This window comes from Borrelia sp. RT5S, assembly GCF_021165755.1.
Taxonomy (GTDB): Bacteria; Spirochaetota; Spirochaetia; order Borreliales; family Borreliaceae; genus Borrelia.
The window spans coordinates 738,321-764,570 of sequence record NZ_CP088936.1; the positions used below are offsets into that span (position 1 = coordinate 738,321).

Sequence of the window (26,250 nt, forward strand, 5' to 3'; positions counted from 1 at the left end):
GAAGTGATGCGGGTGGGTATAAGTGATATTAGAGTTTTTTTACCTCTAAATTATTTGGATTTTTCTGTTCTTTTAGAGAATTCTTCATATAGATCCGATGAGCATTTTTTTAAAAAGTTCAATAAAGCAATAGATTCAACTCTCCAGAGAGGATTTAGATTTACAAGCCCCAATGAAGATAGCGTTACCATGGCTAGTTCTGCTGTTAAGCTTCTTTTTGACAACAATGATCTTGATTTAGAAAAGGTAAGGGTGTTTTTAGGTGGAACGGAAACAGGAGTGGATTATTCAAAATCAATTTCTTCCTACGTCTACGGAGCTCTTGGGATAGCTGGTATTTATTTGAGAAATAATTTTTTGAGTTATCAAGTACAGCACGCGTGTGCGGGCGCTGCGCTCTCTGTGCACAGTGCTGCAAGTATTATAAGCCATCTAGACGAGTCTGAATATGGGGTGGTATTTTCTAGTGATATTGCGCATTACAGTCCCCTAACTACAGCCGAGATTACTCAGGGAGCAGGAGCTGTGGCTGTTCTTATTGAGCAGAATCCTAAAATATTGTCTATTAATTTGTCTGAATTTGGAGTTTATACTGATGATGTTGATGATTTTTTTAGGCCGTTTGGAAGCCTTGAAGCTAGGGTAAGGGGACGCTATTCCATCGAGTGCTACAACAGAGCAAACGAGGAAGCCTTGGTAAATTTTGCGCATAAGAAAAGTATGAGCGTTAAAGACTTATTTTTTAAATACAGGTTTGTTTTGCATGTACCTTTTGCAAAAATGCCCATAGACTCAATGCATTACATTTTGAAGAAATATTACAGTGAAGATGAGTCTGTTTGCAATTCTTATTTAGAGTCAATAGATTTTTATGATTCTATTGAGGCTTCTAGGGAAGTGGGGAATTTGTATACAGGTTCAATATTTTTATCTTTGATGACTTATTTAAAGAGAGTATTTTCAAAGAAGGATATTAGTGGAGAAAAGATACTTCTTTGCTCTTATGGATCTGGCAATATTATGGTTATTTACGAACTTTTGGTTGAAAAGGGTGCATATTCTGTTGTCAAGACTTGGAATATCGATAGCGTTTTGTCTGAAAGGCACAATGCAAATTTTGATGAATATAGGAATTTTTTTGAGAATAAGATAGTCCCAGGCGAATCTGATGGATTTTATTTAAAAGAAATTAGGGAAGACGGATATCGAATTTATGGGTATCGAGCCTAATATATTGGAGAATAAGAGAAGGCACATTGAGATTTGTTTAAATAAATCGGATGTTAGTAAGAGTGATAGCCTTTTGGGTTTCGTTAATTTAAAGCATGATGCACTCAGTGAGCTTAATTTTGATGAGATAGATACGAGTGAAATTATATTTGGATACAAGGTCGCGATGCCCGTTTTTGTGTCATCAATGACAGGAGGCATTGGGGATGGGAGTAGGCTAAATAGATCGCTTGTTAAGGTTGCAAATGGTTTAAGGATTCCAATGGGTTTGGGTTCTTTTAAGCTCTTGTTTAAATATCCTGAATATATTGATGAATTTTCTTTAAGAAAATATGCTGATAGTATTCCTTTATTTTCCAATATTGGTGCTATTCAGCTGGGCGAGTTGGGAGTTTTAAAAATAATTGAAATGAATAAGAGACTTGAGGTTGATGCTGTGATTGTCCACCTAAATGCGGGACAAGAATTAATGAATTCTAGGGGGGAGAGAAGTTTTAAAGGAATAAGGGATTTTGTTGCAAGGCTGTGTTCTTCGTCAAGTTTACCGGTAATTGTTAAAGAGACGGGTTTTGGAATGTCACCCGAGACAGTTGTTAACTTGTTGGATCTTGGGGTATCTTATGTCGATCTTGCAGGTAGCGGCGGAACTAATTGGGTTTTGGTTGAAGGAATTAAGGAGGGAAATTTAGAAGTTGCTTCCTGTTTCTCTGAATGGGGCATATCTTCAGTTTTAACGTTGATAAGTATTAGCGATGTTCATAAGGATAAAGTTTTTGCCTCAGGTGGGTATGAGACTGGAATGGATATTGCTAAGGGGATTGCTCTTGGTGCTAAATTAATAGGCGTCGCAGCACCCATTCTTAGGGCTTTTTGTAATGGAGGTGAGGATAGCTTATATAAGCTTTTAAGAGACTATGAGTATGTTTTAAAGATGTCTATGCTTTTAAGTAACAGCAAAGACGTATCAGAGCTTAGGATAAATAAATATTATTTAAGTTATCCGTTGTTATTGAATTTAAAACAATTTAAAGATTCTTATGAGACTTAGTGAAAATTTTAGAAGTAAGAGTACTGCAGAAAAAAGAGAAGAAATAAAAAGCCTTTTAAAGGATGTAGGTAATTTTTTTTATGATTCTGCTGATGAAAATTTTCTTTTTAGTATGGTCGAAAATTATATCGGCTATTTGTCCTTGCCCATCGGTATTGTTAAGGATTTAAAGATAAATGGTAGATATTATGCTATACCTATTGCCACAGAAGAACCTTCGGTTATAGCCGCGCTAAATGGGGCAGCTAAAGTGTTAAGAAATGCTAATTTGGAGTATTCTGTGGGTGAGATATTAGGTATCGCTCAAATTTATATCAAGACAGATAAAGAGTTAAGCAATACAATGCTTGCCCTTTTTGATAAAGTTGAGATTTGGACTAGTCCTCTTTTATGTAGCATGAAGGAGAGAGGTGGAGGATTTAGAAGGCTTTCAACTAAGTTTATTGAGGAAATTGGAATTCAAAAGTTAAATATCTATATTGACGTTTGTGATAGTATGGGTTCAAATTTGCTTAACTCGGTGGCCGAGAAAGTTGCGTATCATCTTACTTTGGAGTTTGGCTATGAGTGCGTTTTAAAAGTTTTAAGCAATGATTTAAATGAGTTTATCGCGAAGGCTAGTTTTAAGTTAAATATTACTGAGTTGATTAAAGATAGGGAAAAATCTTTAATGTTGGCTCAAAATATTGCTCTTATTTCAAAGATAGGCTTTTTTGAAGAAGAGCGTGCTGTTACTAACAATAAGGGTATCATGAATGGCATTACGGGTTTGTGTGTTGCAACACTTAATGATACAAGAGCCCTTGAGGCGTGCATACATAAGTTTGCATCAAAGAATGGCAAGTATCTACCCCTTAGTAGGTTTTATACTTCAGATGACAATTTAGTTGGCGAGATTGAGCTTCCTTTGCAAGTTGGGGTTAAGGGAGGGGCTGTAAGTACTCATGAAGCAGGAATACTAAGCTTTAAGATTATGGGAATAGATTGTAAAAAAGAATTTATGGGTGTTCTCTCTTGTGTAGGGCTTGCAAGTAATTTCTCTGCCTTAAAGGCACTTGCTCTTGATGGAATTCAGAAGGGACATATGAGATTACATGTTAATAAAATTTTATATATGCTTGAAAGGGATTATAATATTTCTAAAGATGAGCGAGAGGAAATATTATTGAAGATGAGACGTAGTGAAGTCTATTCTCTTGGGTTTGGTCTTAAGATTTTAAAGGAACTAAGGGCAATATGAAGGTTGGTTGCAAGGTCAATGCTAGCTTAGCATTGATTAAATATTGGGGGAAGAGAGACAGCTCTTTAAATATTCCGGCTACCTCTAGCATTGCAGTAAGTGTTGATGAATTTTATTCAACAAGCGAGCTTGAGGTTTCAAATAAGGATGAGATAACTTTAAATTCAAAGGTTGTTGTCTTGCGGGAAAGAGAGAAAAAATTTTTCAATTATGCAAGAAAAATTTTAAATGAACCGAATATTGGTTTTAAAGTTAGTAGTGAAAATAATTTTCCAACGGCTGCGGGGCTTGCAAGTTCAAGTTCTGGTTTTGCGTCTATTGCTGCTTGTATTTTAAAATATTTTAACCAGTATTCTCATCAAAAGGCGTCAGAACTCGCAAGAATAGGATCAGCTTCAGGAGCAAGAGCTATTTATGGTGGATTTACACTTTTAAGGGAGGGCGCTAGGAGTGCATTCCATATAAGGAGCGCAAATCATTTCAATGATTTGCGCATAATATTTGCTGTAGTTGATAGGGGTGAAAAGGAGATTTCTTCAAGAGATGCCATGAAACTTTGCATGCAAAACAAATTTTATTGGGAAGCTTGGGTTAAGGCTAGTCGAGCAATATTTAAGGAAGCTTTATATTTCTTTTTAAGAGGCGATTTTTATAGTCTAGGGTTCAATATTGTGAAAAGTTATCAAGATATGTTTGCTTTAATGTTTTCATCTTCTATCATCTATTTTCAAAGTAGTACCATAGAGCTAATAAAATATGTTACTGCTCTCAGGAATAGTGGCATTCCTGTTTTTGAGACAATGGATGCTGGTCCTCAGGTCAAGATGTTTTGCTTGAAGAAAGACTTAGATCTAATTTTAGATGGACTTAATAGGAATTTTAGGAATGTTAATTTTATTGTTTCAAGGGTCGGTCGTGGTTTGGAATGGATTTAATTAGTTTTTCTGTACCTGGTAATTTACTATTAATGGGCGAGTATTCTATTTTGGAAGAGGGTGGACTTGGGCTCTCAGTTGCAATTAGTGAAAGAGCTTATTTTACTTTCAAAAGGAGTGATAAGTGGCGTTTCTTTAGCAAAAGAACCAAAATTGAGAGTTTTTCTTTGATAGAAAATGAAGATGATTTCGTGTTTCAAATGTTTAGATATTTGAAGCGAGAATGTTATTTTAGCTTAGAAGATTTTCCTTGCGATGTTTATATCGATACGGGTGCTTTTTTTTTAAATAACGGTGTGAAGAAGGGATTTGGATCTAGTGCAGTTGTTGCTGTTGGGGTTGTTTGTGGTATTTTTTTGCTTTCCGAAGCCACTTATCATTTCAAGAGAGATGAGATTTTTAAGTGTTGTCTAGATGCTTATAGGCATGCTCAAGGGGGTATGGGTAGTGGATATGATATTGCAACTAGTATCTTTGGTGGTGTTGTTCAATTTACGGGAGGAAATATTCCCACATATGAATTTTTAGAGAAAATAGACTTTAGTGATTTTTATTTAATGCAGGGTAGCCGAGAAGTGAAAACCACCAGTTCAATTATTAAATACAATGAACATCGATCCTCTTTGATTGATTTTATAGAGAATATGAATATTTTGATGAGGAAAATTGTTCTGAGATCTAGTAATTCTTATTCTTGTTTTTTGTCTGGTCTAAGGGAGGCAAAGAATGTGGGATTAGAAATCGGGGAAAAGATAGGAATTTTGGCCGATTTACCCTTAAATCTTACTTATCTTGAAAATGAGTGTGCTTTAATTAAGGCTTTGGGAGCCGGGAATGAAACTTTTTTAGTTTATAAACCAAATTTCGAAGTTTTTAAGCAGTACGATCTTAGCTTGATAAATCTAGATTTAGATGGTGTAAGACTTTAAAAGTGGATGTTTGTAATAAAAAAACCTTCTAAGATATTATTCCTAGGAGAGCATAGTGCTATTTATGGGTTTCCAGTTATTGGTGCAACAATCCCTCTTTATATGCATTTAGTATACGCCTTTTCTATTTCTTGGAAGTATTTGGGAGTTACTTCCTTAAAAATAGATCAGGTGGTGCATTTTATTAGAAATAGATTTAGTAAAGTTAGACCCATTGAATTTTTAATATTTTCAGAGATTCCAGTTGGAATAGGTCTTGGGTCTTCTGCTAGTCTTAGTTTGTGCTTTGCAGAGTATATTGTGACGCATAACGAGTATGAGAAGTTCGATAAGGTTTCGCTGGCACGTGAAATTGAAAATATTTTTCACGGCAGATCTTCTGGCATGGATATTTTACTAATCGATTTGAATGGAATTTTTTATTTAGAAAATAAGGGCGATGTTTTGCTTGCTCAAAAAATGGAGTCTTGTAATTTTTATTTCTTAATAGGAGCAGTAAGAAGGGAGATTGAAACGAGTAAAATAATATCTAATTTAAATCATAGAATATCCCTTAATAACAAATTATTTGAGATTATTGAAGAATTAGGATCCATTACTAAGAGTTCTTATTCTGCTTTTTGTAAGCGAGATTTTTCTTCACTGGTAGATAATATAGATCTTGCAAATAGTTGTTTAAATTCTTTAAATTTATCCTCGGGTACTCTTGATTACATAATCAAAAAAGGGAAAGAATTTAAAGCCCTTGCTGGTAAATTAAGTGGGGCTGGTCGAGGTGGAGCTTTTATTTTGGCTTTCAAAGACGAACATGATGCCATGATAGCCCTGGAAAGGCTGGACGAGGACTTAAAGAAAAACAACATTAACCTGCTTTTAAAGCTCAGGGTTTTCAAGGTCTAGACCTCTTCTTAAAGACAGACCAGACACAGACGTCCCTGCACTCACTGTCAGGCATAACTTACAAACAAGATCCGGTCTTGGCTGAATTCTTAGGTAAAATCCGAGACACTCATCCCAAAAAATCCTCTTTTATAACGAAACAAGGCACATAGACTCCTTGGGATTTCTACAGCATCCATCCACAGAAAGCACGGTAACATAAGCACGAAGGCACAAGCTAAACGGATAAAGCAAAACACAAGAACCCAATCCAAAAACTGGGTCCAGAGGGAGTCGAACCCCCGACATCCTGCTTGTAAGGCAGGCGCTCTGACCAACTGAGCTATGAACCCTTTTATACTAGTAGACATTATATAGGATAAGATTTATTCCTGTCAATTTGTTTGAAATTTTTCTCCAAAGATGATTATGAATATATTTCGGTTATTCTGTGTTCTTACAATGTGACCACCCATTCTACTTGTATCTTTATTTAAAAGAGCTTCTTTGTGGTGTGGGCTTTCAAGCCAAGCGTCCATTATATCTTTAACACCCATACCCGTTGCTAGGATTTCTTTTATTCTACAAAAATATTTGTCGTATTTTTTAACTCTTTGCATTGGAGTTGTACCAAAAAGAGTGTGAGTTAGTACATTATGTTTACTAAGGGAGGTTGCATATTCTTTTGCAACCATTTCAAGAGTATTGTCTATTTTTAATTTTTTCAGATTAAGACCATCTCTTAATTGATAAATTGAGGAGTATAAAAATTTTAGGGTTTGATCTGCGCTTAAGGGTATAAATTGAGCTGTAAGAATTAAAATGATAGAAATAATTTTCCTTTGCATAATTATCCTACCTATAATAAAATGATACTATCATACCATATATCTAATTGATCTTAATAGGGGGACAGTATGTTAAATCATTTAGATTATTTAAAAAAAGACCACTCAGATAAGATAAATCTAAAGCTTCAAGAGTTGTTGTCAGGATTTCATGTTTTCTATTCTAATTTAAGAGGCATTCATTGGAATATAAAGAGTGTTAATTTTTTTGTGATTCATAAAAGAACACAAAAACTTTATGAATATATTTCAGAGGTTATTGATGTTTTAGCTGAGAGATCTAGAGCGTTGGGTTATGAATCTGAGTTTAGATATTCTGAATTTTCGAAAAATTCTTTTGTTAAAGAGCTTAGTATGGAGTCAACTTCAAGTTTTTCTCTCTCAGTAAGTGGGATTGTTCGTGACCTTGGTATCATTCTTAAAAATATCTTTGAGACAAGAGGTATTGTAGAAGATGCATCTGATTATGGAACGGCTAATGTTTTAGATGATATTATGGTCTCGCTTGAGAAATATTTATGGATGTATAGATCTTTGATGGGTCATTGCGAATGTTCATGCTGTAAAGAGAAATGCTGTAAAGAGAAGTGTTGTGAAGGTAAAACCTGTGAAGAGAAGTGCTGTGAAGGTAAAGCCTGTGAAGAGTAGTATTAACCTTGCGATAGGCGTTAATCTTGTGGTATGATGCGGAGGTAAGTTTAAAAAAATTATTTTATGTGTGTTGATTAATAATACGATTGTATTTGATTTATATAAAGCTATAGTAAGTCTATAGCTTTAATCTTGTGTTTGAGGACGTTATGGAAATTAGGAATATTGGGATTATGGCACATATTGATGCTGGGAAAACTACTACCACGGAAAGGATAATATATTACACTGGAAAAACTCATAAAATAGGAAATGTTGATTCTGGAAATACCATTACTGACTGGATGGCACAAGAGCAAGATAGGGGTATTACGATTAGCTCTGCTGCTATTACTTGTTATTGGCGGGAGCATCAGATAAATATTATTGATACTCCTGGGCATGTTGATTTTACGGCTGAGGTAGAGAGATCTCTTCGTGTTCTTGATGGAGGGATTGTTATCTTTAGTGCTGTTGATGGGGTGCAGGCACAAACGGAAACAGTGTGGAAGCAAGCGTCAAAATATGGCATTCCAAGACTTGCTTATATTAATAAAATGGATAGAGTAGGTGCTGATTTTTTAAAAGTCGTTGAGGATATAAAAAATAAGTTTAATATTGTCCCGATAGTTTTGCAGATTCCAGTTGGGAGTGAAAATAATTTTGAAGGAATAGTAGATATCATTCGAAATAGGGAATTGCGTTTTGAGTTTGAAGAAGGCAAGCCTTTTGTAGTCGAGAGCAAGGTACGCGAAGAGCTTACAGAAGATGTTAGAATTTTTAAAGAAAGGTTAATAGATTCTCTTGGTAATTTTAGTGAGAGGATTACTGAACTTTTTCTTGAAAATTGTGAGATTGACGAATCTGTTATAGTAGAAGAGATTAGAAGGAATACTATTAGTGGTGCCGTTATTCCTGTTTTCATGGGAACTAGTCTTAGAAATATTGGAATAGAGCCTTTAATGGATGCTGTTGTGGACTATCTTCCAAGTCCTTTTGAGAAAAGTTTTAATGCATATTCTATAAAGGAAGAGAAAGATATACTAATTGATCCTAGCCATGAGGAAAGGTTATCGGCACTTGTCTTTAAAGTTCAGTATTTTAGTGCAATTGCTTCACATCTTTATTTTATTAGGGTGTATTCAGGAGAAATTAATTCTTCGAAAAATGTTATTAACGTTGTTAAGAATAAGGTTGAAAGGTTTACAAGAATTTTTAGGGTTTTTTCAAATAAAAACGAGCAGATTAATGAGGTTAGGGCAGGAGATATTGGAGCAGTTATTGGACTTAAACATTCTGTAACGGGAGATACCCTTGTAGAGAAAGGGAATGAAATTTTGCTTGAGCCTCTAATATTTCCAGAGCCAGTTGTATTGATATCTATTGAACCAGAAAGGACATCTGATGATTCTAGGCTTAAAGAAGTTCTTGAAATAATAGCTAGGGAGGATCCCACTTTTAGCTACAGTGAGAGTAAGGAAACAGGGCAATTACTTATTTCTGGCATGGGTGAGCTACATCTCGATATCATTATTACAAGAATTAGGGATGAATTTAAACTCAATGTTTATACGGGAAAACCCCAGGTAAGTTATAGGGAAAGTTTGAGTTTAAGCGTTGATGATGTGTTTGAATTTAGTAATATTTTTGCAGGTAAGGAGCTGAATTTAAAAATTGGCATGATTATTGCTCCTCTAGATAGGGGCGTGGGCAATAAGATTGATTTTGAATGTGATGTTGAGCCTTTGCCTAGAGCTGCAATAATTAAAGGGATTACATCCTCCTTCTTAAGTGGCGTTATTGGGTATCCCATTATAGATACGGGGGTTAAGATTACTTCATTAACTTATGATAAAGGTAAGATTAGTGAATTTGCTATTGAATCAATATCAGGGCTTGCATTTCATGAACTTTTTAAAAAAGCTAGTCCTGTTAAGCTAGAGCCGATAATGACTCTGGAAATTAGAATTCCCGTTGAATATACAGGAGAGGTGGTTTCTACGTTAAATTATGTTGGTGGGATTATTCAGTCCATTAATAGTGTTGAGGATTGTGAGGTAATAAAGGCCGAGGCAGCTTTTGAAAAACTTTTTGGGTATACTTCTACTCTCAGAAGCTCTACTAAGGGAAGGGGAACCTTTACTATGGAATTTTCTTACTTTAGGGAGAAGTGGGATTGATTATTGTTGAAAATGTTGTATCTATTAGTGTAAACATTTTATTTTTTATTAAAAATAATCAATTAAGGAGCGTTTTAGTATGTCAAGTAAATCATATTTTGATGGGGGCGTTTACGAGTCAATTTGTGTATATGTGGGTGCAGCCGTTATGACTTGTTTTACCTTTGGATTTTGTTTTCCTTGGGCTTATTGCATGGTGTGCAAGTTTCATGTTGATCATACTGTTGTTGAAGGTCGTCGTTTAAAGTTTGAAGGAGATGGTGCGAATCTTTTGGGGCATTGGATTACTTGGTGGGTTTTTTGCGTTATTACTCTTGGAATTTATGCTTTGTGGATAGGGGTTAAGGTTGAAAAATGGAAAGTTGAGCATACACGTTTTGCAGATTAATTTTGAATGGCAAAAATGTAGGTTTAATTTTCCGGTTTTAGTTTTAGGTTTTATTGTTTAAGGTGTGTTCTGCGTGCCGAAATCGATGTGCGAGGTGCATGCTTGTTCTGTGTATCTGCTCTCTATTTCTTGGAGCGCTAAGACTTTGTGTTTGAGTTTGTTGGCTTTGGCGTTAATGTGTTTTGCCGTCGTGTTAATGGTTGATTAGAATATAATTTTGTTCTTTAAAAAAGAGATTTTTTGTCTTTTAGGTTCTACTAGAATATTGGGGTGGTTTTTTGATATCATGTCTTATTATTAATATTTTTTTATTTTAAAAATAAGGGAGGTTATGTTATGCAAGGTGAGAACATGGTTTCAATCAGAGGTGGGAATAGGAAAAAAATACTCCTTAGCTTGAAGAATATGCAATATTCAAGAACAGATTTAGCCCGTAGATTATCATTAACTAATGCTGCTGTTACAATTCTTACTAATCAGATGATTAAGGAAAATATTTTAGTTGAAGTTGGGTCAAAGGAAACGGATATTAAGAAACATGGTCGGAAAGAGATACTTCTTGATATCAATAAAGATTTTGCATATTCAATGGGAGTAATTATCTCGAGTAATTATTTTCAAATAGGAATTGCGAATCTTAAATGTGAGGTTTTAATAAGTGAGATTTATTCTTTTGAACCTCCAGTTAGTGCTTATGAAATTTTGGAAAAAATTAAGGATCACATGATCGAGATTATATGGAAGCATAATTTTTCAAGGGATAAGTTTATAGGATTAGGATTTAGTATTACTGGAATAATTAAGGATAAGGAATCTGGGATTGTTAATGATAGCCATGGAGCATGGGTTGAGAGAGATGTTCCTGTTAAGGCTATACTGGAGGAATATTTTTCACTTACTGTATATCTTGAGAGCTATGTTAAAAATCTTTCTCTTGCTGAATTTATGGGTAAGAATGTGGATAATATCATGTTTTTTGATTACACAGATACTGCCGAGCTTTCCATTTGGTCTGAGGGTAATGTTTATTCTGGATTTAACAATAAATCTGGCATGGTTAGTCACATGGTTATTGATTATGGAGGTGAGAAAAATTGTCCTACTTGTGGAAATAAGGGGTGTGTTAATATGCTAATATCCAATTTTGCTCTCCAGCGTTTAATATCGAAGGAGTTTATGAATGGGGAGATTCCTGAGCTTTATGACAAGTATGAAGGTAGACTTAAGAAGGTTACCATATATGATATTTTTTCTCTTCATGAAAAATATGGATTTGTGAGAAAAATAATGGAGGATACAATAAAGTGCTTAGCAATAGTTATAATTAATATACAAAGAATTCTTGACTTTAATTATTTGGTGCTTTATGGGCAAAGTTTTAAGCTTAAGAGTTTTTTTGATTTATTAAAAGAGGAGATAAAGAAGTTAAATAAAGAGAGTATTGTGCTAAAGCTTAGTTCTCTTGACACGGAAGTGTCCGTTATAGGACCCGCATCTAGTGTTATTTTTAATAAGTTTTATTTAACGGGAGGAGATATTGATTAATGTTTTCTTTTTTTGTATTGTATACTCTGTAATATTTTACGAGTGAGGATAGTTTTTGGTGTTTGGTGAGCTAGAGGCGGGTTTTAGGAATTTTGTAGCGTGTATCTCTGGAAAGTCTGTAATAAGTGAGAAGAATATTGAAGAGGCAGTGTGCATCATTAAGGATGCTTTAGTCGATGCTGATGTTAATTTGAGAGTTGTGAGGCGTTTTGTTAATGCTGTTGTGGAGGAGGCTAGGGGGGTTAAGGTTTTAAGGGGGGTCGATCCTGGATCTTATTTTATTAAGATTGTCAACGACAAGCTCGTAAGTTTTTTAGGTGATAGGCACGCTGGGCTTGTTTTAAACCCTGTTAACAAGCAGTCTTATATTTTGATGGTTGGGCTTCAGGGGTCTGGAAAGACTACGACTTGTGTAAAACTTGCTATGCGCCTTAAAAGAGAGGGTAGGAAGGTCCTTCTTGTTGCTGGGGATACTTTTAGGGCTGCCGCAATTAGTCAGTTAAGGATCTTGGGTAATCAAATTGGTGTTTCTGTTTTTGCACTTGAGGGTGAAGCAGACCCTGTTGGGGTTGTTAGAGAAGCTGTTAAGTATGCTAAAGCGGAACTTTTCGACACTGTTGTAGTAGATACTAGAGGGCGTCTTGAGGTTGAGGAGTTATTGTTAAGAGAGATAAAAGAAATTAAAGAGATTCTACTTCCTGTGGAAACGATGTTGGTGGCAGATGCTATGACGGGTCAGGTTGCTGCAAATATTGCCAAGGAATTTAATGATAGGGTTGGGATTACGGGTGTAATTTTTACGAAGTTTGACTCTGATGCTAGGGGTGGGGCAGTTATGTCGATTAAAACTATCTGTGGGATCCCTATTAAATTTGTGGGTGTTGGAGAAAAGCCGGAAGATATTGATATTTTTTATCCAGATAGAGTTGCTTCGCGAATTCTTGGCATGGGAGATGTTGTTAGTCTTGTTGAGAAAGCTCAAACTGTTATAGACAAGGAAGAAGCTTTAAAACTTGAAGAAAAGATTAGAAAGGATGGGTTTAATTTTGAAGACTATTTAAATCAATTTAAATACATGCGAGATATGGGTGGTATTTCCAGTTTGATGGGAATGCTTCCGAGCGTTTCTTCCGAAATGTTGAGCTCTAGGGTTAATGAAAGGGAGCTTAAAAGAGATGAGGCGATTATTTATTCTATGACCAGGAAAGAGAGGTTGAATCCTGTTTTTTTAAATAATCCTTCGAGAAAGAGGAGAATCGCCTTGGGGAGCGGAACAACAATTTTTGAGGTAAACAAGCTTATTAAAAAATTTAGTCAGACAATGTTGGCGATGAAAAAAATGAAAAATAAAAGCTTTCAAAATAAGATAGCATCTCTTTTGGGAGGAAAAGGAGGAATGATAAATTGAGTGTTAGGATAAGATTGAAAAGGATGGGAGCAAAAAAAAGGCCTTATTATCGAATTGTGGTGATGGATTCTGCGTCGCCCAGGGATGGACGATCTATTGAAGAGCTTGGGTACTATCATCCTGTTGAGAAGCAAGACCAGGTTAAAATAAACGAGGATAGATTTGAAGATTGGGTAAGTAAGGGGGCTATTCCAAGTGATACAGTGAAGAGGCTTTTGAATAAAAATAGATTTAAGGCGGAGAGTTAGGAGGGCTTAATGAAAGAGTACGGTAATGAAATAGAACTTATCGAATTTGTGGTGAAATCTCTTGTGGATAAACGGGATGAGGTTAAGTTGAATGTGGTTGAGGGGGAGAAGTCAACTATTTTGGAGTTGAGAGTTTCTACAAGTGATGTTGGAAAAATAATAGGAAGGAGGGGCCGCATTGCAAGAGCTATTAGGACATTGCTTAGTGCTTGCGCTGCAAAGACGAATAGGAGAGTTCAGTTAGAAATTTTGGACTAATTTATGTTTGTAAAAGGCGTAGTGATGTCGTCTTATGGGGTTAATGGGTATGCTAAGGTTAGGAGCGTGTCCAATAATTTTGAGGGATTTTTAGGATTAAAGGGAAATAAGCTGGTTTTGAGGAAGGAATTTTGTTCTTCAGTAGAGGTTAAGGTTGAAGACGTATCCTTGGTTAATGGTGTGTTGTTATTAAAGTTTGAGGAATTTAATTCTCCTGAGAGTATTAGGGATTTGGTTGGTTTTGAATTGTGGGTAAGTGGTGAGCTTGCGACTCAGTTGGAAGAGGGTGAGTATTATTTTAGAGATTTGATTGGTTATTCCATTGTTGACAATGGGGAGAGGTTGGGAGTTGTTGTTTCTTTTTTAGAGTGCGGGAATTGTGTTCTTCTTGAAGTTAAAGTTGGGGATAGATTATTTTTTATCCCCTTTTTAGAGGTTTATCTTGGTGAAATTGATACGGAGTTGCGGACTATTGAGCTTAAAATGTTAGAGCTTTTAAGATGAGGATTACTATCCTTTCTTTGTTTCCATCTATAATTGCTCCATTTTTTGAGAATTCAATAATGAAAAAGGTTGTGGATAGGGGTATTGTAAGCTACGAGCTTGTTTCTATTCGTGATTTTTCTAACGATAAACATAGAAGATGTGATGATGTCTCTTATGGCGGTGGGGCGGGGATGATTTTAAAGGCTCAGCCTGTATCAGATGCGCTTGATTATGTGAATTCAAAAGAAAAAACTACAATATTCTTGACTCCTTCTGGAGTAAGGTATGACCAGAAATTAGCTTATGACTTGTCAAGAGAAAGGGAACTTGTTATAATCTGTGGAAGGTACGAGGGTCTTGATCAGCGTGTGGTTGATTTGTATGTTGATCTTGAGATTTCAGTTGGAGATTATGTGCTTTCTTCAGGCGAAGTCGCTGCTCTTGTTTTAATAGATAGTATATATAGATTATTGGATGGCGTGATAAAACCAGAGTCCTTACTTGAGGAATCTTTTAGCGGTAGGTGTGGTTTGCTTGAGTATCCTCATTACACTAGGCCTTGTGAATTTAGGGGGCTTAGGGTGCCTGATGTGCTCCTTTCGGGACATCATGGGGAAGTGAGGAAGTGGAGGTTTGAAAAAGCTGTTGAGAGAACGAGGAAGAATCGGTATGATTTGTACCTTAAGTATTTAGAAATTAAGGGAGAAGATGATGGGCTTAATAGAGCAGATTGAAGCTAGGGGAAAGAGAACAGAAGTTTTTGACTTTAGGGTAGGGGATACTGTGCGTGTTAGTTATAGGGTTATTGAAGGAAGCAGTGAGAGAGCACAAAATTTTGAGGGGCTTGTAATTTCTATTCAAAATAAAGGCATTGGGCAAACTTTTTTAGTTAGAAAGATTTCTGCGGGAATTGGGGTTGAGAAGGTGTTTCCAATGCATTCTCCTGTTTTGGATAAGGTTCAAGTTTTAAAGCGGGGAGAGGTAAGGAGAGCTAAGCTTTATTATATGAGGGGTAGAATTGGTAAGGCTGCTATGAAGGTTAAGGAACGTATTCGTGTTAAGAGTACGAATAATACGAGCACCTTTCAAAATTAGTAAATTAGATACGGTTAGTTTTGAGGATGGGGTATGTTGAAGGCTTTAGAGGATTGGGGCGTTTAAGTAATGAAGATGGGTGTTTATTTTACTGTTATGGTTTAGGAGATAATGATTGAGATCTGAACAAGGCAAGGGAAATGGAGTTGATGCTCAGAAGACTAGTGGAGTTCCTTACTGGAAGAGGAGGAAGGCGGGGTCTGATTTTAAGAAACAAAGAGATGGTTCTTTTGCTTCCGGTTGTAAGTCTGCCAGTCCTCATCGTCTTAACAGGGTGGGAGGACATAAGGTTAGTAAACCAAAGGAATGCGGGAAAGAGTTGGGTCCAAGGATAGTTGATAGAAGGATTTGTCCTGTGTGTGGAAAGCAAATTAAAGACATTGCTTCTTGCATGTCTTTGAAGCTTGATAATGAAGATAAGCCTATACATTTTGATTGTGCTGTTAATAAGGCAAGGCTGGATAATAATCTTTTAAAGGATGAAGATTTGGTGTACAGGGGAATTGGTAAATTTTTTGTTGTAAACAGGCTTACTAGGGGTAATAATTTATCTTTTAAAATAATTAGAGAAATTGATTTTGAGAACTCGGAAGGACGTCCTGTTTGGAGAAAGAAAATTCTTGAGGGCATAAATAGGGGATTTAGATTTTATTGATTATGAGGATAGCAGTTTTTCCTGGTTCATTTGACCCTATTACTTGGGGACATATTGATTTAGTCAAGCGGGCATCTTCTATTTTTGATAAGGTTATTGTTCTTGTTGCTAAAAATAGTAGTAAGAGTTATTTTCTGAGCGATGTTGAGAGATATGAGATTGCCTGTGAGGTTATAAGGTCTTTATCTCTTGCAAGGGTGTCTGTGGATAGACACGATGGATTAGTTGTTGATTATGCTTTAAGGCATAACGTTGGCTTTATTGTGAGAGGTATGAGAGCTTTTCATGATTTTGAGTGTGAATTTGAGAGGTATGTTGTCAATAGTGAACTTAGTTCTGCAGTGGATACAGTTTTTTTACCAAGTAGTGCAAAGTATTTATTTGTAAGGTCGGATTTTGTTAAAGAATTAATGAAGAATAAGAATTTTGATCTTAGGGGTTTTGTTCCCGAATTAGTACAGAATAAGTTAAAATCTAAGTTTATTGACAAATTGTCTTGATAATATATATATTATTAGGATGACTTTGTTGTTTGTAAGGAGACAAGGAAATGGCTGTTCCTAAGTTTAAGCCTTCGAAGTCCAGGAGTAGGACGAGGCGTAGTATAAATATGAGAAAAAAAGTGCCACAGCTGCAAGAATGTTCAAACTGTGGTAGCCTTGGGGTGAGGCATAGGCTTTGCTCGAAGTGTGGTTATTACAGAAATAAGCAGTACTTAGAGTTGGGCTTGTAGTCAGGGCGAGGGTTATACATTTATGGAACAAAGTGAAATTTTTAAAAAGATCAGATCTATTATATCTGAACAGCTTGATAAGAGGGAAGACGAGGTTACCATGGAGTCCAGGTTTGTTGAAGATCTTGGTGCAGATAGTCTTGATATTTATGAACTTTTGTATTTATTGGAAGAAGCATTTGATGATAAGATTCCAGAAAATGAAGCTAGTGAATTTGAGACGGTAGGCGATGTCGTTACCTTTATTGAGAAGAGGAAAGATTGATATAAAGGGGTTCTGTTAAGATGAATTTTGAGGAGGGGCGGAAGGAGCAGTTAGATAAATTTCTGATGAGTTTACATATTGGTTTTGGTGATTTCGGTCTGTTGAATACGGCTCTGAGTCATTCGTCGTATGCTAATGAATTAGACCAGAAGTCCATCAATAACGAGAGGTTGGAGTTTTTAGGAGATTCTGTTCTCAATCTTATTATTACAGATTATTTGTATAGATTGTATCCTGACAAGAGTGAAGGGGAGCTCAGTAAGGCTAGGTCTTATATTGTTAGTGAGGATTCTCTTTCCAGTATTGCAAGAGAGCTTGATCTTGGAAGTTATCTTTTGCTTGGTAGGGGAGAGGAGAGTAATGATGGGCGCAATAAGAAGGGCATTCTTGCTGATGCTATTGAAGCTTTTGTTGGCGCTCTTTATCTTGATGGTGGATTTTTAAAAGCTTCGGTTTTTGTGATAGAGCTTTTTGATGTTCATATAAGGCTGATGTTTAATCGCGGGGATTTTAAAGACTACAAGAGTCTTCTTCAGGAATATGTTCAAAAGAAATATAAAATTTCACCAAGTTATAAATTAGCCAAGGAGATAGGCCCGGACCATAATAAGGTTTTTTGCGTGGAACTCTATGTCGATGACAAGTTTATATCAAATGGTAGAGGAAAATCAAAAAAGGAAGCTGAGATGAGAGCCGCGGAGATGGCACTTAAGAATGTTGATAGTATTGATCTTTAATTTTTTTTACGTGTTCTATTAGAATTTCTTTTTTATTTAATTTAGGATTTTTTAATACCTTGTTTAGTAGATTGGCTAGGATTTTTCCGATTTTTTTATCTTCCATTATGTTAAGTTTTTTAATGTCCCAGCCATTTATTGCCAATTCTTTAAAAGATAGCGGGTTATTTATTAATTTTTTGCTTTTCATTTTGTTTAATATGAGTTTAAGTTTATGATCTTTCCCTCTAATAGCTTTGTATATATCAAATATTTCTTTGTAGCTCTCTTTGGTGATCTTGCTTAACAGTGTTCTAATATCTGCTAGTGTTTTGATTTGGAGGGCGTGAAGTTTATTAAAACTGTATTTGTAGAATAGGATTAACTTTATATCCTTGTTTGAAAATTTAAGCAATCTTAAAGTTTCCTTTAAAGGAAAGATATCTTTTTTGATTGTAAGTACAACAATTGCTTTTAGATAAAATTTTTTTTTATCCAAAAGAGCAATTTTGTTTTTTAACTTTTTATTTATTTCCATATTGAAGAAGTAGGTAAAAAAATTTACCTTTTGCAGGTAATTAATTCCCTTTATTGGGTTTTTTCCTTCTAAAAGTTTAATAAATTCGTTATTTATTCTTTCCTTTGATAAGGATAAAATATTTTCCTTTTTGTATTTCATAGATATTGATGTTTGTTTATCTATTGTAAAATCAAGAACAGATGCAAATCTTGATGCTCTTAATATCCTAAGAGCATCTTCTTCAAACCTTTTGTTGGCATTGCCTATGCATTTGATTATTTTTTTGTTAAGATCCCCTCGTCCATTGTAATGATCTATTATTCTATGATTTAGTATGTTCATTGCAATTGAGTTTATTGTAAAATCTCTTCTTTTTAAGTCTTCTTTTAGGTTTTTTGTGAATTCTATTTCTCTGGGAAATCTTTTATTTTCATATTCTTTGTCTATTCTATAGGTGGTAACTTCAAAAATTTTTTTATTAAAAATAATGCTTATTGTTCCATGCTTGATACCGGTTTGTATATTATTTGGAAATAGTTTCATTATCTCTTCTGGGGTTGCATTAGTTGTAAAGTCAAAATCACAAGGTGTCTTTTTAAGAAGTAAATCTCTTAAGGCTCCTCCTACTAGGAAAAATTCATAGTTGTTGTCGTGAAAGATTTTACCAATTCTTATTATGTCTCTGCTATTAGGGCCTAAATGCATACCAAAGTGTACCATACTGAAATACTGCTTTTAGAAAACCAGACATAATTTTAATTTATCCTGAAATTTACAAGAAGTATTTATTAGATTTTGATTTAATTTTTATACATGAGGTTTTATGAGCAAGATTGAGATTAGCATACATGATTCTATTGAAAAGCTTTCAAAAGAAACAAAGATGAGGTTGATAAAAGAGATTAAGAAAAATCTAAGCTTAAATTCTTCTGGATTGTCTGTGGATGAAGCTGATCGTTTGGATTCAGAATCTGAGTCGCAAATTGAAAATTTTCTATCAGATCATTTAGTTAAGGAGTCTCTTTTAGTAAGGGCATGGGTATATATTTTAACTTTTTTCCAAAGGGATATTTCTAGGGGAGATATCTACAAAAATTATTTTCTGAAAAACTTAGAAAATAATATTAATAAAAATTACAAAAAACCTGTAATAGACTTTAAAAAAGGGGTTCTGCACATAGGGTTTGTAGAAATGTTTTTTGAGTTCTATTACTATTCTGTGAAACTTAAAAAGTTTTTTAAGATTTTAGATGATAAAAATGTTGTTGAGCAGGCGATGTTTGAAGTTATTAATAGTAAAATTCCTGATTTTAAGCACAAAATTGAAGACTTTTTAAGTGAAGAGGAATACGAGGGATATCTAAAAAAAGGTAATAGTCTGAATGATTTAGAGGAGGATCTTAAAACGAAAATTAGTGTTTATCTTAACTCAATACCCTTGCAAACGTACAAAACAGTAGAAGATATATTTGAGTTTTTTTATGTGCTAAATAGTGTTGCGTTTTTCCCTTACAAATCTTTTTTCTCTTTCTTCAATATAGAATTTTTGGATGATGCAACTCTAGATATTGTCAAATTTAGTGGGTTAGGTAGTGCTAGTTTTGAGAGTGTTGATAAGTATTTTAATTGTTTTTTTGACCTTTTGCATACGGTAGGATTTATTGAGGTAAATGAGGAAATTTTGAAGATTATTGTTAGGAGTTATTTTCTAGTAATAGGCTCCAATGAAGCTGAAATTTTTAATGAGGAAGGGTTTTTGGAGGAGGGATTTTCGAAGCTTGACATAATATATAAAAATGTTTTAAACATTATGTTAAAGATTATTAGTTTGGTAAAGACATTGCCCTATTTGGAGATTTTTAGACTTTATTATAAAAATCCAGTTTTACAACCTAGGCGATGTGGTACGTCTTTAGATCTGAGAGGTTTTTATGAAAATATTTTGTTCTTAAATGTTAGTGGGCAGATTGTTAGAAATCATGATACGGATGTAAAACTGCTTGCTAATAAAGAAATTAAGAATTTAATTAAGAACTACAGCGTAATTACGGATCTAAATAGTATTATTTTCACAGGCCTTGAAATTGGGTATTCTAATCTTAAGAAGCTTTACTTTCTTAACGAGTTTTTTAGGACTGTTTATGATGTAAGAATGATGGAAGTGTTAAAAGCTGTAAACAATGTGGTGCTTGTAACTAATATTGAGATAAGAAATACTTATGTTGCTCTTGAAAAAAGTGTTAATGCTTTAAGGAAGGAGGTTTATGACTTTTGTTTCAAGATTAATGACAAAAATGAGGAATACGAAAGATGTATTCAAGAGAGTAATGACTATCCTTGTAGGGATAAGATTTTGGAATGGTGTTTGAATGAGAATTGTTTTATTGAAAAGTTGGTGCTCAATTTTGCAGATTGTTTTGCTGATCTTAGGAGAAAATATTTTGTTCTCTTGGAGAATAATAATGCTTTTATACAAAGTGCTTTAAATGTTTCCTATAAGTTATCTACAGGAGATAATGAAAAAATTAGCTTAGCTTGTGTTATCAGTAATGTGATATCGCTCATAGATCAGACTCTTTTTGTGCTTAAGAATTTATAGGTTATTATGAAGTCTTTTAGGGTAAATAAATTCAGATTATTGTCAGTTTTTATTAAGGGGTTGGTAATAATATTATTTCTCAACTCCTTGCTCAGTTTATTTATGTTTTTAGCGGGTGCCTATAATACTTTTATGTATTCTTTTCAGCAATTTTCTCTTGATTTTGCGATTGTATTAAGCTCTTTTTCTTTTGGGCTAGAGGCCACTAGGTTAATGTTTTTTTATTTGCTTATGAAGAGAAAGATTAAGTATTACATAATTTTGGTTTCCAGTTTTCTGGTTTGTTTTATCGCTTTTTTTATAAAAGGTTTTCTTTCTGTTGGCTTTTAGGTTGTTGATTTTTAAAGTTTGTGCTTGACTAATATCCTTCATTTATTATAGACTAGCGGTTAGTGCTGTGCCGACTTAGCTCAGCTGGCCAGAGCAGCGGTCTTGTAAACCGCAGGTCGTCGGTTCGAATCCGACAGTCGGCTTTGGGGCGGTACCGAAGCGGTTAACCGGGGCAGACTGTAAATCTGTTGGCATTGCCTACGTGGGTTCGAATCCCACCCTCCCCAGTAGAGGGTCTTGTTGGTTTGGGGTTTGCTTGTGTTGTTATCTTTAGGGTTTTGGTGGTCGTTTTAACGTAGCGGGCCGGTTGGTGTTGTTTCGGGGATGTTTTCGGAATTTTAGGCGGGGGGGGGCTTGCAGAGTGTTACTCTCTTTTGGAGAGATTCTATTTTTATGAAGAAGATTTTTATTCCCTCTTTTGTTTTTGCCGCAGTACTCTTATTCGTATTATTGTTTTTCTTGTATTTTTTAAATTCTTCTCCTTTTGAATCTGGGTTGTTATGTGAGTTTGAAGTCCAGAAAGGGTGGGGGGTTAAGAAGATAGCTAGAGAGCTTAAAAAGCAAGGCTTTATTAGATCTGAGGAACTTTTGATAGCTATTTCCTATATTTTTGGTAGTGATAAAAATTTTAGAGAAGGTAAATATTCAATCGATGGGAGTTTTTCAACTTTTGATGTTTACAAAGAGCTCTTGAGAGGAAGCCCTGTTCTTGACATTAGCGTTACTATACCGGAAGGTTATACAACAAGAAGGATAGCTTTAAGACTTAGTAAATTTGGTATTATTGATGATGTTCAGGGTTTTATTGATTTGGTAAATAATTCTAAGTTTATTAGTGGCCTTGGGCTTGATTATCATTCTCTTGAAGGGTTTTTATTTCCAGATACTTACAACTTCTATGCAGATATGGATATGAAAGAAATAATTCGGATATTTGTTGGTAATTTTTTTAGCAGGCTTATTTCTATGGGGATAGATTATAAATCTTATTCTAGTGAAGATCTTTATAACAAAGTAACCGTTGCTTCTATTGTGGAGAGAGAGTATAGGATTAAGAGCGAAGCGGCAGCAATGGCATCTGTTTTCTATAACAGGATAAAATCTAATATGGCGTTGCAGTCTTGTGCTACGATAGAGTATATTGTTACTGAAGAATTGAAGAAACCTCATCCTAGGAGGATCTATTTCTCAGACTTAGAGATTAAGTCCCCTTATAATACTTATATCAATAAGGGTTATCCTCCAACTCCGATTTCTAATGCTGGTTCTGTTGCTTTGCGGGCAGCCTTTTTGCCGGATAGTACAAATTATTTATTTTTTGTTTTAAAAAATCCCAAGACAGGGGCCCATAAATTTTCCTCAGATTATAGTGATCATCTTTTATCTGCAAATAGTTATATTTACAATTTTATTACTAAGGGTTGAAGAATATGGAACATGCTAAAGTTATAGATTTAATTAGGAGCAGAGTAGATATTGTTGATTTTATAGGTGAGCGTGTTAGGTTGGTTAAATCAGGTTCATCTTACAAGGGGCTTTGTCCCTTTCATGCTGAGAAGACAGCTTCTTTTTTTGTGAATCCTTCTCAAGGGTTTTTTTATTGTTTCGGATGTAAAAAAGGCGGGGATGTCATAAAATTTTTGATGGATATTGAAAAATTCAGTTATGATAGCGCTGTCAAGTTTTTATGTAGTAGAATGGGGGTCCTGTATGAAGACGTTAAGAGACCTACTGGATTTAAGGGTGGAGTTGGAAACAGAGAAATAGTTTCGCGAATATACAGCTTGAATGCTAAATTGGTTAGATTTTTTTTGTCTTCTTTTTGTAATAATAAGGAAGCTTTGGATTACATTCTTAAAGAGAGAAATATATCAGATGAAGTTGTTAATGAGTTCAGTATTGGGTATTTGCGATGTGATGTGGCGGGGGGCTTTAGTTTTTATAATTTTTTAATTTCAAAAGGATATTCTGCTGAAGCATTAAGTAAGAGTGGCTTATTTTCAAGAAAGAGACAAAATTTTTCAATTTTATCTGGTAGGTTGATTTTCCCAATAAAGGATTTTAAGGGAAATGTAGTGGGATTTGGGGGTCGAAGTTTGGGTGTGGGAAGTGGCCCCAAATATATTAATTTGAGCGAGACAGATCTTTTTAAGAAGAGGGAGTTGCTTTATGGGTTTTATGAAGGGTTTTCTGTCATTAAGGAAAATAAGTCAGTAATATTGACTGAAGGATATATGGATGTTCTTTCTTTTTTTACAGCTGGCGTAAGGATTGCGGTGTCTACACTTGGCACATCCTTTTCAAGGGAGCATCTTGCTTTGATTAGAAGACATGCGGATAAAATAACAATATGTTTTGATGGCGATGATGCTGGGCTTCTAGCTACTTTTAAGGCATATCAAATTTGTTTGCCTTTTGATATTGATGTAAATGTGATTAAGATGGAGTGTGGATTTGACCCTGCAGATGTTTTAAAGAGTAGAGGGGTATCCTGTCTTGGGGATTTGGTTGGTAGTGAGTGTGATGCGTTTGAATATCTTTTGGAAAGATATTCTGCTAAATATGACTTAAGTAAAACTTCGAGTTTGAATACTATGATTGGTATTTTTGTTAAGTTAATAAGCTTATCGGGTACTAATGCACAAAGAGATATTCTTTTAGAAAAACTAGAAGGTAGGGTTGGTATTAGATTGGAAACCTTAAGGCAAGATTACTATAATGTTAGAGAAAGAAATGCAATTGAAAATTCTAGGAGAAACTCATCTTCTTATCAACCAAATACATATGAGAGATATTTAGTGGTCGCCTTGTTGAAAGACTTTAGTTATTTTAATATAATAAGGCGTAATATTAATGATGGTGACTTACATGACGTTGATGTAAGGAGGGTTTTTTTGTGCTTTGAAGACTTATTTGACAATAGTGAGATTTTTTCATTGCTTAATTTGAAAGAGTTTTTAAGAGATAGGTATGGTGTTAGTGAAGTTTTTTTTGAAGACATGTTGAGGGTAGAATTTGAGGTAGATGATGAGATGGTTATGCAAATTTTATTTGCAATTAAGAAAAGGAAATTGGAAGATCGTGTTTTGGCTTTTAAGGAGATAACCGAGAATAATTCTTTAGTGGATGCTAGGACTCAAATAAGGGAATTAATGTTTTTAAATATGCAAAGAGAGAGTTTGAGGGTATATTTAAATGGATAGTATGGAAAGTAAAGAATTGCAGTGTTTTAGGAAAAAGAATTCAAAAGTAATAAAGTCGATATTGGAATATTTAAGGGACAGGAAAGAGGTTGCGTTTTCGGATTTATCTACTTTGCTCTCAGGGGATATGTTGGAGCCTGAGAACATTGATTTTATTTGTGGAATACTTGAAGATGAGGGAATAAACTTGATTGGTAAAGGAGTAGAGTCTGTAAATGCTGGTATGGATGGTTCTGAATTAGAAGAAGTAAGTAAGATTGACAGTCAGTTTATGGGCTTAAGTGATGGTGACGATGAGGTTGATGATAAGTTAGAAGAGTTTGACGATGATATCTTGGAAAAGGAAGATTTTTCAGCGTGTATTAAGAGCGGATTATTAAAAGATAGCAATACTGAAGATCCAATAAGACTTTATTTGAAAGAAATAGGAAAGGAATTTTTATTAACCGGAAATCAGGAAGTTGAACTTGCAAAGCAAATGGACTCTGGAGAGTCTATCATTGAAAACATTCTTAAGAGTGAAGGGCTTGTTATAGAGAATTATTATAATTTGGTTAACGCTATTTATTCAAGAGGAGATAGGGAAGAATTTTTTAAAAGGGAGAAGGAAAGAGAAAAGGATAACAATGCGGACTACTATAACAAAAAAAAAAGAATTACATCTTTCTATAAGGCCGCATTAAAACCGTTTCAGGAGCGATTAGTAAGTTATATTGAAAATAAGCATAAATTATATGAGCTTGGGGAGGATATTTTTGAAGAAAGTATTAATAAGGAAAGGCTTGATGTAAAAGAAATGCTTAAATCTGTTCCTTTATGTCAGGATGAATTAAGAATTTTTTCAGATGATTATATTGACTCTGCTAGTAAGATAAGGGATTTAAAGAGACAGCAGAAGTCCATATTGGATCGATTAAAGGTGTACAAGATTAGGAATCTTAGGGATCTTGGTAGGGATTTAGCGATACCTGAAAAGCGAGAGAGGATAGAAAAATTTTTAAATATGCGAGAAGATCTTATTAAGGAACAAATTACAGAAGCTCAACTTACACAAAAGGAGCTTGAAAGAATTGAGATGTACTATGAGTACCCAATAGACAGAATAATAAGGATGTCGGAAGAGATTATTAAGGGTAAACAGATGATGCAACATGCTAAAGATCAATTAATTAAGGCTAATTTGAGACTGGTTGTGAGTATTGCTAAGAAGTATGCTAATAGGGGACTTCATTTTTTTGATCTTGTTCAGGAGGGTAATATTGGTTTAATTAAAGCTGTTGAAAAATTTGAATATAAGAGAGGATTTAAATTTTCTACTTATGCTACATGGTGGATTAGGCAAGCGATAACAAGGTCGATCTCGGATCAGGCTCGCACTATACGTGTTCCTGTGCATATGATTGAGCAAATAAATAGATTAAATAGAGAGACAAGATATTTGGTGCAGGTTTTGGGCAAGGATCCAACCGATGAAGAGCTTGCAGGTAGACTTGGTTGGGAACTGAAGAAGGTTAAGACTGTTAAGAATGTTTCAAGGGAGCCTGTATCACTTGAAACTCCAATTGGGGAAGAGGAAGACTCTGTTCTTAGTGATTTTATTGAGGACAAGGCAATAAAAAACCCAGCAAAGCATACCTCTTTTGTAGTTTTGCAAGATCAAATAAGATCAATTCTTGGCACACTTCCAGAGCGAGAACAGGAGGTCGTTAAGATGAGGTTTGGTCTTGAAGATGGTTATTCTTTAACCCTTGAAGAAGTTGGGCTTCATTTTAATGTTACAAGGGAAAGGATTAGGCAGATTGAATCTAAGGCTTTAAGGAGACTTAAGAATCCTAAGAAGACTCAGAAGCTTAAAGATTATTTAGAAGATTTAAATTAATGG

General features: G+C 34.7%; 28 protein-coding genes and 3 tRNA genes. 28 read left to right on the top strand and 3 right to left on the bottom strand.

Translation table 11 applies throughout. The features are described from left to right. The first annotated feature begins 6 nt into the window (after positions 1-6). From LSO06_RS03535 to mvk, 6 genes are read left to right on the top strand one after another with little or no spacing between them, the layout of a single operon-like run. Positions 7-1,230, top strand: a complete 1,224-nt coding sequence (locus tag LSO06_RS03535) for a hydroxymethylglutaryl-CoA synthase (protein WP_231760673.1) — start codon at positions 7-9, stop codon at positions 1,228-1,230. After that, positions 1,214-2,278 (top strand): type 2 isopentenyl-diphosphate Delta-isomerase, encoded by a 1,065-nt coding sequence (gene fni / locus LSO06_RS03540; RefSeq protein WP_231760674.1) that lies wholly within the window; start codon positions 1,214-1,216, stop codon positions 2,276-2,278. The genes LSO06_RS03535 and fni overlap by 17 nt, the downstream gene beginning before the upstream one ends. After that, complete coding sequence (locus LSO06_RS03545) at positions 2,268-3,518, top strand: hydroxymethylglutaryl-CoA reductase, degradative (RefSeq protein ID WP_231760675.1); 1,251 nt, start codon at positions 2,268-2,270, stop codon at positions 3,516-3,518. Before fni ends, LSO06_RS03545 begins: the two co-directional genes overlap by 11 nt. Continuing rightward, positions 3,515-4,453 carry a diphosphomevalonate decarboxylase gene (gene mvaD, locus LSO06_RS03550; protein ID WP_231760676.1) on the top strand — a complete coding sequence of 313 codons (939 nt, stop codon included), beginning with the start codon at positions 3,515-3,517 and terminating at the stop codon, positions 4,451-4,453. The genes LSO06_RS03545 and mvaD overlap by 4 nt, the downstream gene beginning before the upstream one ends. After that, positions 4,444-5,382 (top strand): GHMP family kinase ATP-binding protein, encoded by a 939-nt coding sequence (locus tag LSO06_RS03555; protein WP_231760677.1) that lies wholly within the window; start codon positions 4,444-4,446, stop codon positions 5,380-5,382. Before mvaD ends, LSO06_RS03555 begins: the two co-directional genes overlap by 10 nt. A 6-nt stretch (positions 5,383-5,388) precedes the next feature. Continuing rightward, complete coding sequence (mvk, locus tag LSO06_RS03560; RefSeq protein ID WP_231760678.1) at positions 5,389-6,282, top strand: mevalonate kinase; 894 nt, start codon at positions 5,389-5,391, stop codon at positions 6,280-6,282. 258 nt (positions 6,283-6,540) lie between these two features. On the opposite strand, the gene LSO06_RS03565 is transcribed toward mvk, so the two are convergent. Together LSO06_RS03565 and LSO06_RS03570 are read right to left on the bottom strand one after the other, a co-directional pair. Continuing rightward, positions 6,541-6,614: transfer RNA gene (locus tag LSO06_RS03565), tRNA-Val, on the bottom strand. Between the two features lie 42 nt (positions 6,615-6,656). After that, positions 6,657-7,109, bottom strand: a complete 453-nt coding sequence (locus LSO06_RS03570) for a CAP domain-containing protein (protein WP_231760679.1) — start codon at positions 7,107-7,109, stop codon at positions 6,657-6,659. 69 nt (positions 7,110-7,178) lie between these two features. On the opposite strand from LSO06_RS03570, the gene LSO06_RS03575 reads away from it, so the two are divergent. The 15 genes from LSO06_RS03575 (at position 7,179) to rnc (ending at position 17,737) form a co-directional block, all read left to right on the top strand. Then, complete coding sequence (locus LSO06_RS03575; RefSeq protein ID WP_231760680.1) at positions 7,179-7,757, top strand: Dps family protein; 579 nt, start codon at positions 7,179-7,181, stop codon at positions 7,755-7,757. A 152-nt stretch (positions 7,758-7,909) separates the two neighbouring features. Beyond that, complete coding sequence (fusA, locus tag LSO06_RS03580; RefSeq protein ID WP_231760681.1) at positions 7,910-9,919, top strand: elongation factor G; 2,010 nt, start codon at positions 7,910-7,912, stop codon at positions 9,917-9,919. A gap of 79 nt (positions 9,920-9,998) precedes the next feature. Next, a complete protein-coding gene (locus LSO06_RS03585) occupies positions 9,999-10,307 on the top strand; it encodes a DUF898 domain-containing protein (RefSeq protein WP_231760682.1) in 309 nt (102 codons plus the stop codon). Positions 10,308-10,643: 336 nt separating this feature from the next. Continuing rightward, positions 10,644-11,852: a host adaptation transcriptional regulator BadR gene (badR, locus tag LSO06_RS03590; RefSeq protein WP_231760683.1), complete on the top strand. Its 1,209-nt coding sequence runs from the start codon at positions 10,644-10,646 to the stop codon at positions 11,850-11,852. Between the two features lie 58 nt (positions 11,853-11,910). Next, entirely contained in the window at positions 11,911-13,260 is a 1,350-nt protein-coding gene (gene ffh, locus LSO06_RS03595) for a signal recognition particle protein (RefSeq protein ID WP_231760684.1), read from the top strand. After that, positions 13,257-13,508: a 30S ribosomal protein S16 gene (gene rpsP, locus LSO06_RS03600; protein ID WP_231760685.1), complete on the top strand. Its 252-nt coding sequence runs from the start codon at positions 13,257-13,259 to the stop codon at positions 13,506-13,508. Before ffh ends, rpsP begins: the two co-directional genes overlap by 4 nt. Before the next feature lie 9 nt (positions 13,509-13,517). Further along, positions 13,518-13,766, top strand: a complete 249-nt coding sequence (locus tag LSO06_RS03605) for a KH domain-containing protein (RefSeq protein ID WP_120104466.1) — start codon at positions 13,518-13,520, stop codon at positions 13,764-13,766. A 3-nt stretch (positions 13,767-13,769) separates the two neighbouring features. Further along, positions 13,770-14,270: a ribosome maturation factor RimM gene (gene rimM, locus LSO06_RS03610; protein WP_231760686.1), complete on the top strand. Its 501-nt coding sequence runs from the start codon at positions 13,770-13,772 to the stop codon at positions 14,268-14,270. Further along, on the top strand, positions 14,267-14,986 hold the full coding sequence (gene trmD, locus LSO06_RS03615; RefSeq protein ID WP_231760687.1) for a tRNA (guanosine(37)-N1)-methyltransferase TrmD: 720 nt from the start codon (positions 14,267-14,269) through the stop codon (positions 14,984-14,986). Before rimM ends, trmD begins: the two co-directional genes overlap by 4 nt. After that, positions 14,964-15,347 (top strand): 50S ribosomal protein L19, encoded by a 384-nt coding sequence (gene rplS, locus LSO06_RS03620; RefSeq protein ID WP_231760893.1) that lies wholly within the window; start codon positions 14,964-14,966, stop codon positions 15,345-15,347. The genes trmD and rplS overlap by 23 nt, the downstream gene beginning before the upstream one ends. A 115-nt stretch (positions 15,348-15,462) precedes the next feature. Continuing rightward, entirely contained in the window at positions 15,463-16,002 is a 540-nt protein-coding gene (locus LSO06_RS03625; RefSeq protein WP_231760688.1) for a hypothetical protein, read from the top strand. A 2-nt stretch (positions 16,003-16,004) separates the two neighbouring features. Then, positions 16,005-16,502: a pantetheine-phosphate adenylyltransferase gene (gene coaD / locus LSO06_RS03630; RefSeq protein WP_231760689.1), complete on the top strand. Its 498-nt coding sequence runs from the start codon at positions 16,005-16,007 to the stop codon at positions 16,500-16,502. A gap of 50 nt (positions 16,503-16,552) precedes the next feature. Next, positions 16,553-16,735, top strand: a complete 183-nt coding sequence (gene rpmF / locus LSO06_RS03635) for a 50S ribosomal protein L32 (protein ID WP_231760690.1) — start codon at positions 16,553-16,555, stop codon at positions 16,733-16,735. 22 nt (positions 16,736-16,757) lie between these two features. Then, complete coding sequence (acpP, locus tag LSO06_RS03640; protein WP_231760691.1) at positions 16,758-17,000, top strand: acyl carrier protein; 243 nt, start codon at positions 16,758-16,760, stop codon at positions 16,998-17,000. A 20-nt stretch (positions 17,001-17,020) separates the two neighbouring features. Continuing rightward, positions 17,021-17,737, top strand: a complete 717-nt coding sequence (gene rnc, locus LSO06_RS03645) for a ribonuclease III (RefSeq protein WP_231760692.1) — start codon at positions 17,021-17,023, stop codon at positions 17,735-17,737. Here rnc and LSO06_RS03650 read toward each other — a convergent pair. Beyond that, positions 17,709-18,941 (bottom strand): CCA tRNA nucleotidyltransferase, encoded by a 1,233-nt coding sequence (locus tag LSO06_RS03650; protein WP_231760693.1) that lies wholly within the window; start codon positions 18,939-18,941, stop codon positions 17,709-17,711. The genes rnc and LSO06_RS03650 overlap by 29 nt on opposite strands. Before the next feature lie 118 nt (positions 18,942-19,059). Here LSO06_RS03650 and LSO06_RS03655 point away from each other — a divergent pair, with 118 nt between their 5' ends. The 7 genes from LSO06_RS03655 (at position 19,060) to rpoD (ending at position 26,247) form a co-directional block, all read left to right on the top strand. Next, complete coding sequence (locus tag LSO06_RS03655) at positions 19,060-20,835, top strand: DUF5312 domain-containing protein (RefSeq protein ID WP_231760694.1); 1,776 nt, start codon at positions 19,060-19,062, stop codon at positions 20,833-20,835. A 6-nt stretch (positions 20,836-20,841) separates the two neighbouring features. Further along, complete coding sequence (locus tag LSO06_RS03660) at positions 20,842-21,165, top strand: hypothetical protein (protein WP_231760695.1); 324 nt, start codon at positions 20,842-20,844, stop codon at positions 21,163-21,165. Positions 21,166-21,234: 69 nt separating this feature from the next. Then, positions 21,235-21,308 (top strand) — tRNA-Thr (locus tag LSO06_RS03665). 2 nt (positions 21,309-21,310) lie between these two features. Continuing rightward, positions 21,311-21,392 (top strand) — tRNA-Tyr (locus tag LSO06_RS03670). Between the two features lie 166 nt (positions 21,393-21,558). Continuing rightward, positions 21,559-22,590 carry an endolytic transglycosylase MltG gene (gene mltG / locus LSO06_RS03675; protein ID WP_231760696.1) on the top strand — a complete coding sequence of 344 codons (1,032 nt, stop codon included), beginning with the start codon at positions 21,559-21,561 and terminating at the stop codon, positions 22,588-22,590. Positions 22,591-22,595: 5 nt separating this feature from the next. Then, entirely contained in the window at positions 22,596-24,368 is a 1,773-nt protein-coding gene (gene dnaG / locus LSO06_RS03680; protein ID WP_231760697.1) for a DNA primase, read from the top strand. Then, a complete protein-coding gene (gene rpoD / locus LSO06_RS03685) occupies positions 24,361-26,247 on the top strand; it encodes an RNA polymerase sigma factor RpoD (RefSeq protein ID WP_231760698.1) in 1,887 nt (628 codons plus the stop codon). Before dnaG ends, rpoD begins: the two co-directional genes overlap by 8 nt. Positions 26,248-26,250 lie beyond the last annotated feature (3 nt).

Excerpts from the sequence above, each read along its gene's own strand:
- LSO06_RS03535 (WP_231760673.1), top strand. The coding sequence starts at position 7 with ATGCGGGTGGGTATAAGTGATATTAGAGTTTTTTTACCTCTAAATTAT.
- fni (WP_231760674.1), top strand. The coding sequence starts at position 1,214 with ATGGGTATCGAGCCTAATATATTGGAGAATAAGAGAAGGCACATTGAG.
- LSO06_RS03545 (WP_231760675.1), top strand. The coding sequence starts at position 2,268 with ATGAGACTTAGTGAAAATTTTAGAAGTAAGAGTACTGCAGAAAAAAGA.
- mvaD (WP_231760676.1), top strand. The coding sequence starts at position 3,515 with ATGAAGGTTGGTTGCAAGGTCAATGCTAGCTTAGCATTGATTAAATAT.
- LSO06_RS03555 (WP_231760677.1), top strand. The coding sequence starts at position 4,444 with ATGGATTTAATTAGTTTTTCTGTACCTGGTAATTTACTATTAATGGGC.
- mvk (WP_231760678.1), top strand. The coding sequence starts at position 5,389 with ATGTTTGTAATAAAAAAACCTTCTAAGATATTATTCCTAGGAGAGCAT.
- LSO06_RS03570 (WP_231760679.1), bottom strand. The coding sequence starts at position 7,109 with ATGCAAAGGAAAATTATTTCTATCATTTTAATTCTTACAGCTCAATTT.
- LSO06_RS03575 (WP_231760680.1), top strand. The coding sequence starts at position 7,179 with ATGTTAAATCATTTAGATTATTTAAAAAAAGACCACTCAGATAAGATA.
- fusA (WP_231760681.1), top strand. The coding sequence starts at position 7,910 with ATGGAAATTAGGAATATTGGGATTATGGCACATATTGATGCTGGGAAA.
- LSO06_RS03585 (WP_231760682.1), top strand. The coding sequence starts at position 9,999 with ATGTCAAGTAAATCATATTTTGATGGGGGCGTTTACGAGTCAATTTGT.
- badR (WP_231760683.1), top strand. The coding sequence starts at position 10,644 with ATGCAAGGTGAGAACATGGTTTCAATCAGAGGTGGGAATAGGAAAAAA.
- LSO06_RS03605 (WP_120104466.1), top strand. The coding sequence starts at position 13,518 with ATGAAAGAGTACGGTAATGAAATAGAACTTATCGAATTTGTGGTGAAA.
- rimM (WP_231760686.1), top strand. The coding sequence starts at position 13,770 with ATGTTTGTAAAAGGCGTAGTGATGTCGTCTTATGGGGTTAATGGGTAT.
- trmD (WP_231760687.1), top strand. The coding sequence starts at position 14,267 with ATGAGGATTACTATCCTTTCTTTGTTTCCATCTATAATTGCTCCATTT.
- rplS (WP_231760893.1), top strand. The coding sequence starts at position 14,964 with ATGGGCTTAATAGAGCAGATTGAAGCTAGGGGAAAGAGAACAGAAGTT.
- coaD (WP_231760689.1), top strand. The coding sequence starts at position 16,005 with ATGAGGATAGCAGTTTTTCCTGGTTCATTTGACCCTATTACTTGGGGA.
- rpmF (WP_231760690.1), top strand. The coding sequence starts at position 16,553 with ATGGCTGTTCCTAAGTTTAAGCCTTCGAAGTCCAGGAGTAGGACGAGG.
- acpP (WP_231760691.1), top strand. The coding sequence starts at position 16,758 with ATGGAACAAAGTGAAATTTTTAAAAAGATCAGATCTATTATATCTGAA.
- rnc (WP_231760692.1), top strand. The coding sequence starts at position 17,021 with ATGAATTTTGAGGAGGGGCGGAAGGAGCAGTTAGATAAATTTCTGATG.
- LSO06_RS03650 (WP_231760693.1), bottom strand. The coding sequence starts at position 18,941 with ATGCATTTAGGCCCTAATAGCAGAGACATAATAAGAATTGGTAAAATC.
- LSO06_RS03655 (WP_231760694.1), top strand. The coding sequence starts at position 19,060 with ATGAGCAAGATTGAGATTAGCATACATGATTCTATTGAAAAGCTTTCA.
- LSO06_RS03660 (WP_231760695.1), top strand. The coding sequence starts at position 20,842 with ATGAAGTCTTTTAGGGTAAATAAATTCAGATTATTGTCAGTTTTTATT.
- mltG (WP_231760696.1), top strand. The coding sequence starts at position 21,559 with ATGAAGAAGATTTTTATTCCCTCTTTTGTTTTTGCCGCAGTACTCTTA.
- dnaG (WP_231760697.1), top strand. The coding sequence starts at position 22,596 with ATGGAACATGCTAAAGTTATAGATTTAATTAGGAGCAGAGTAGATATT.
- rpoD (WP_231760698.1), top strand. The coding sequence starts at position 24,361 with ATGGATAGTATGGAAAGTAAAGAATTGCAGTGTTTTAGGAAAAAGAAT.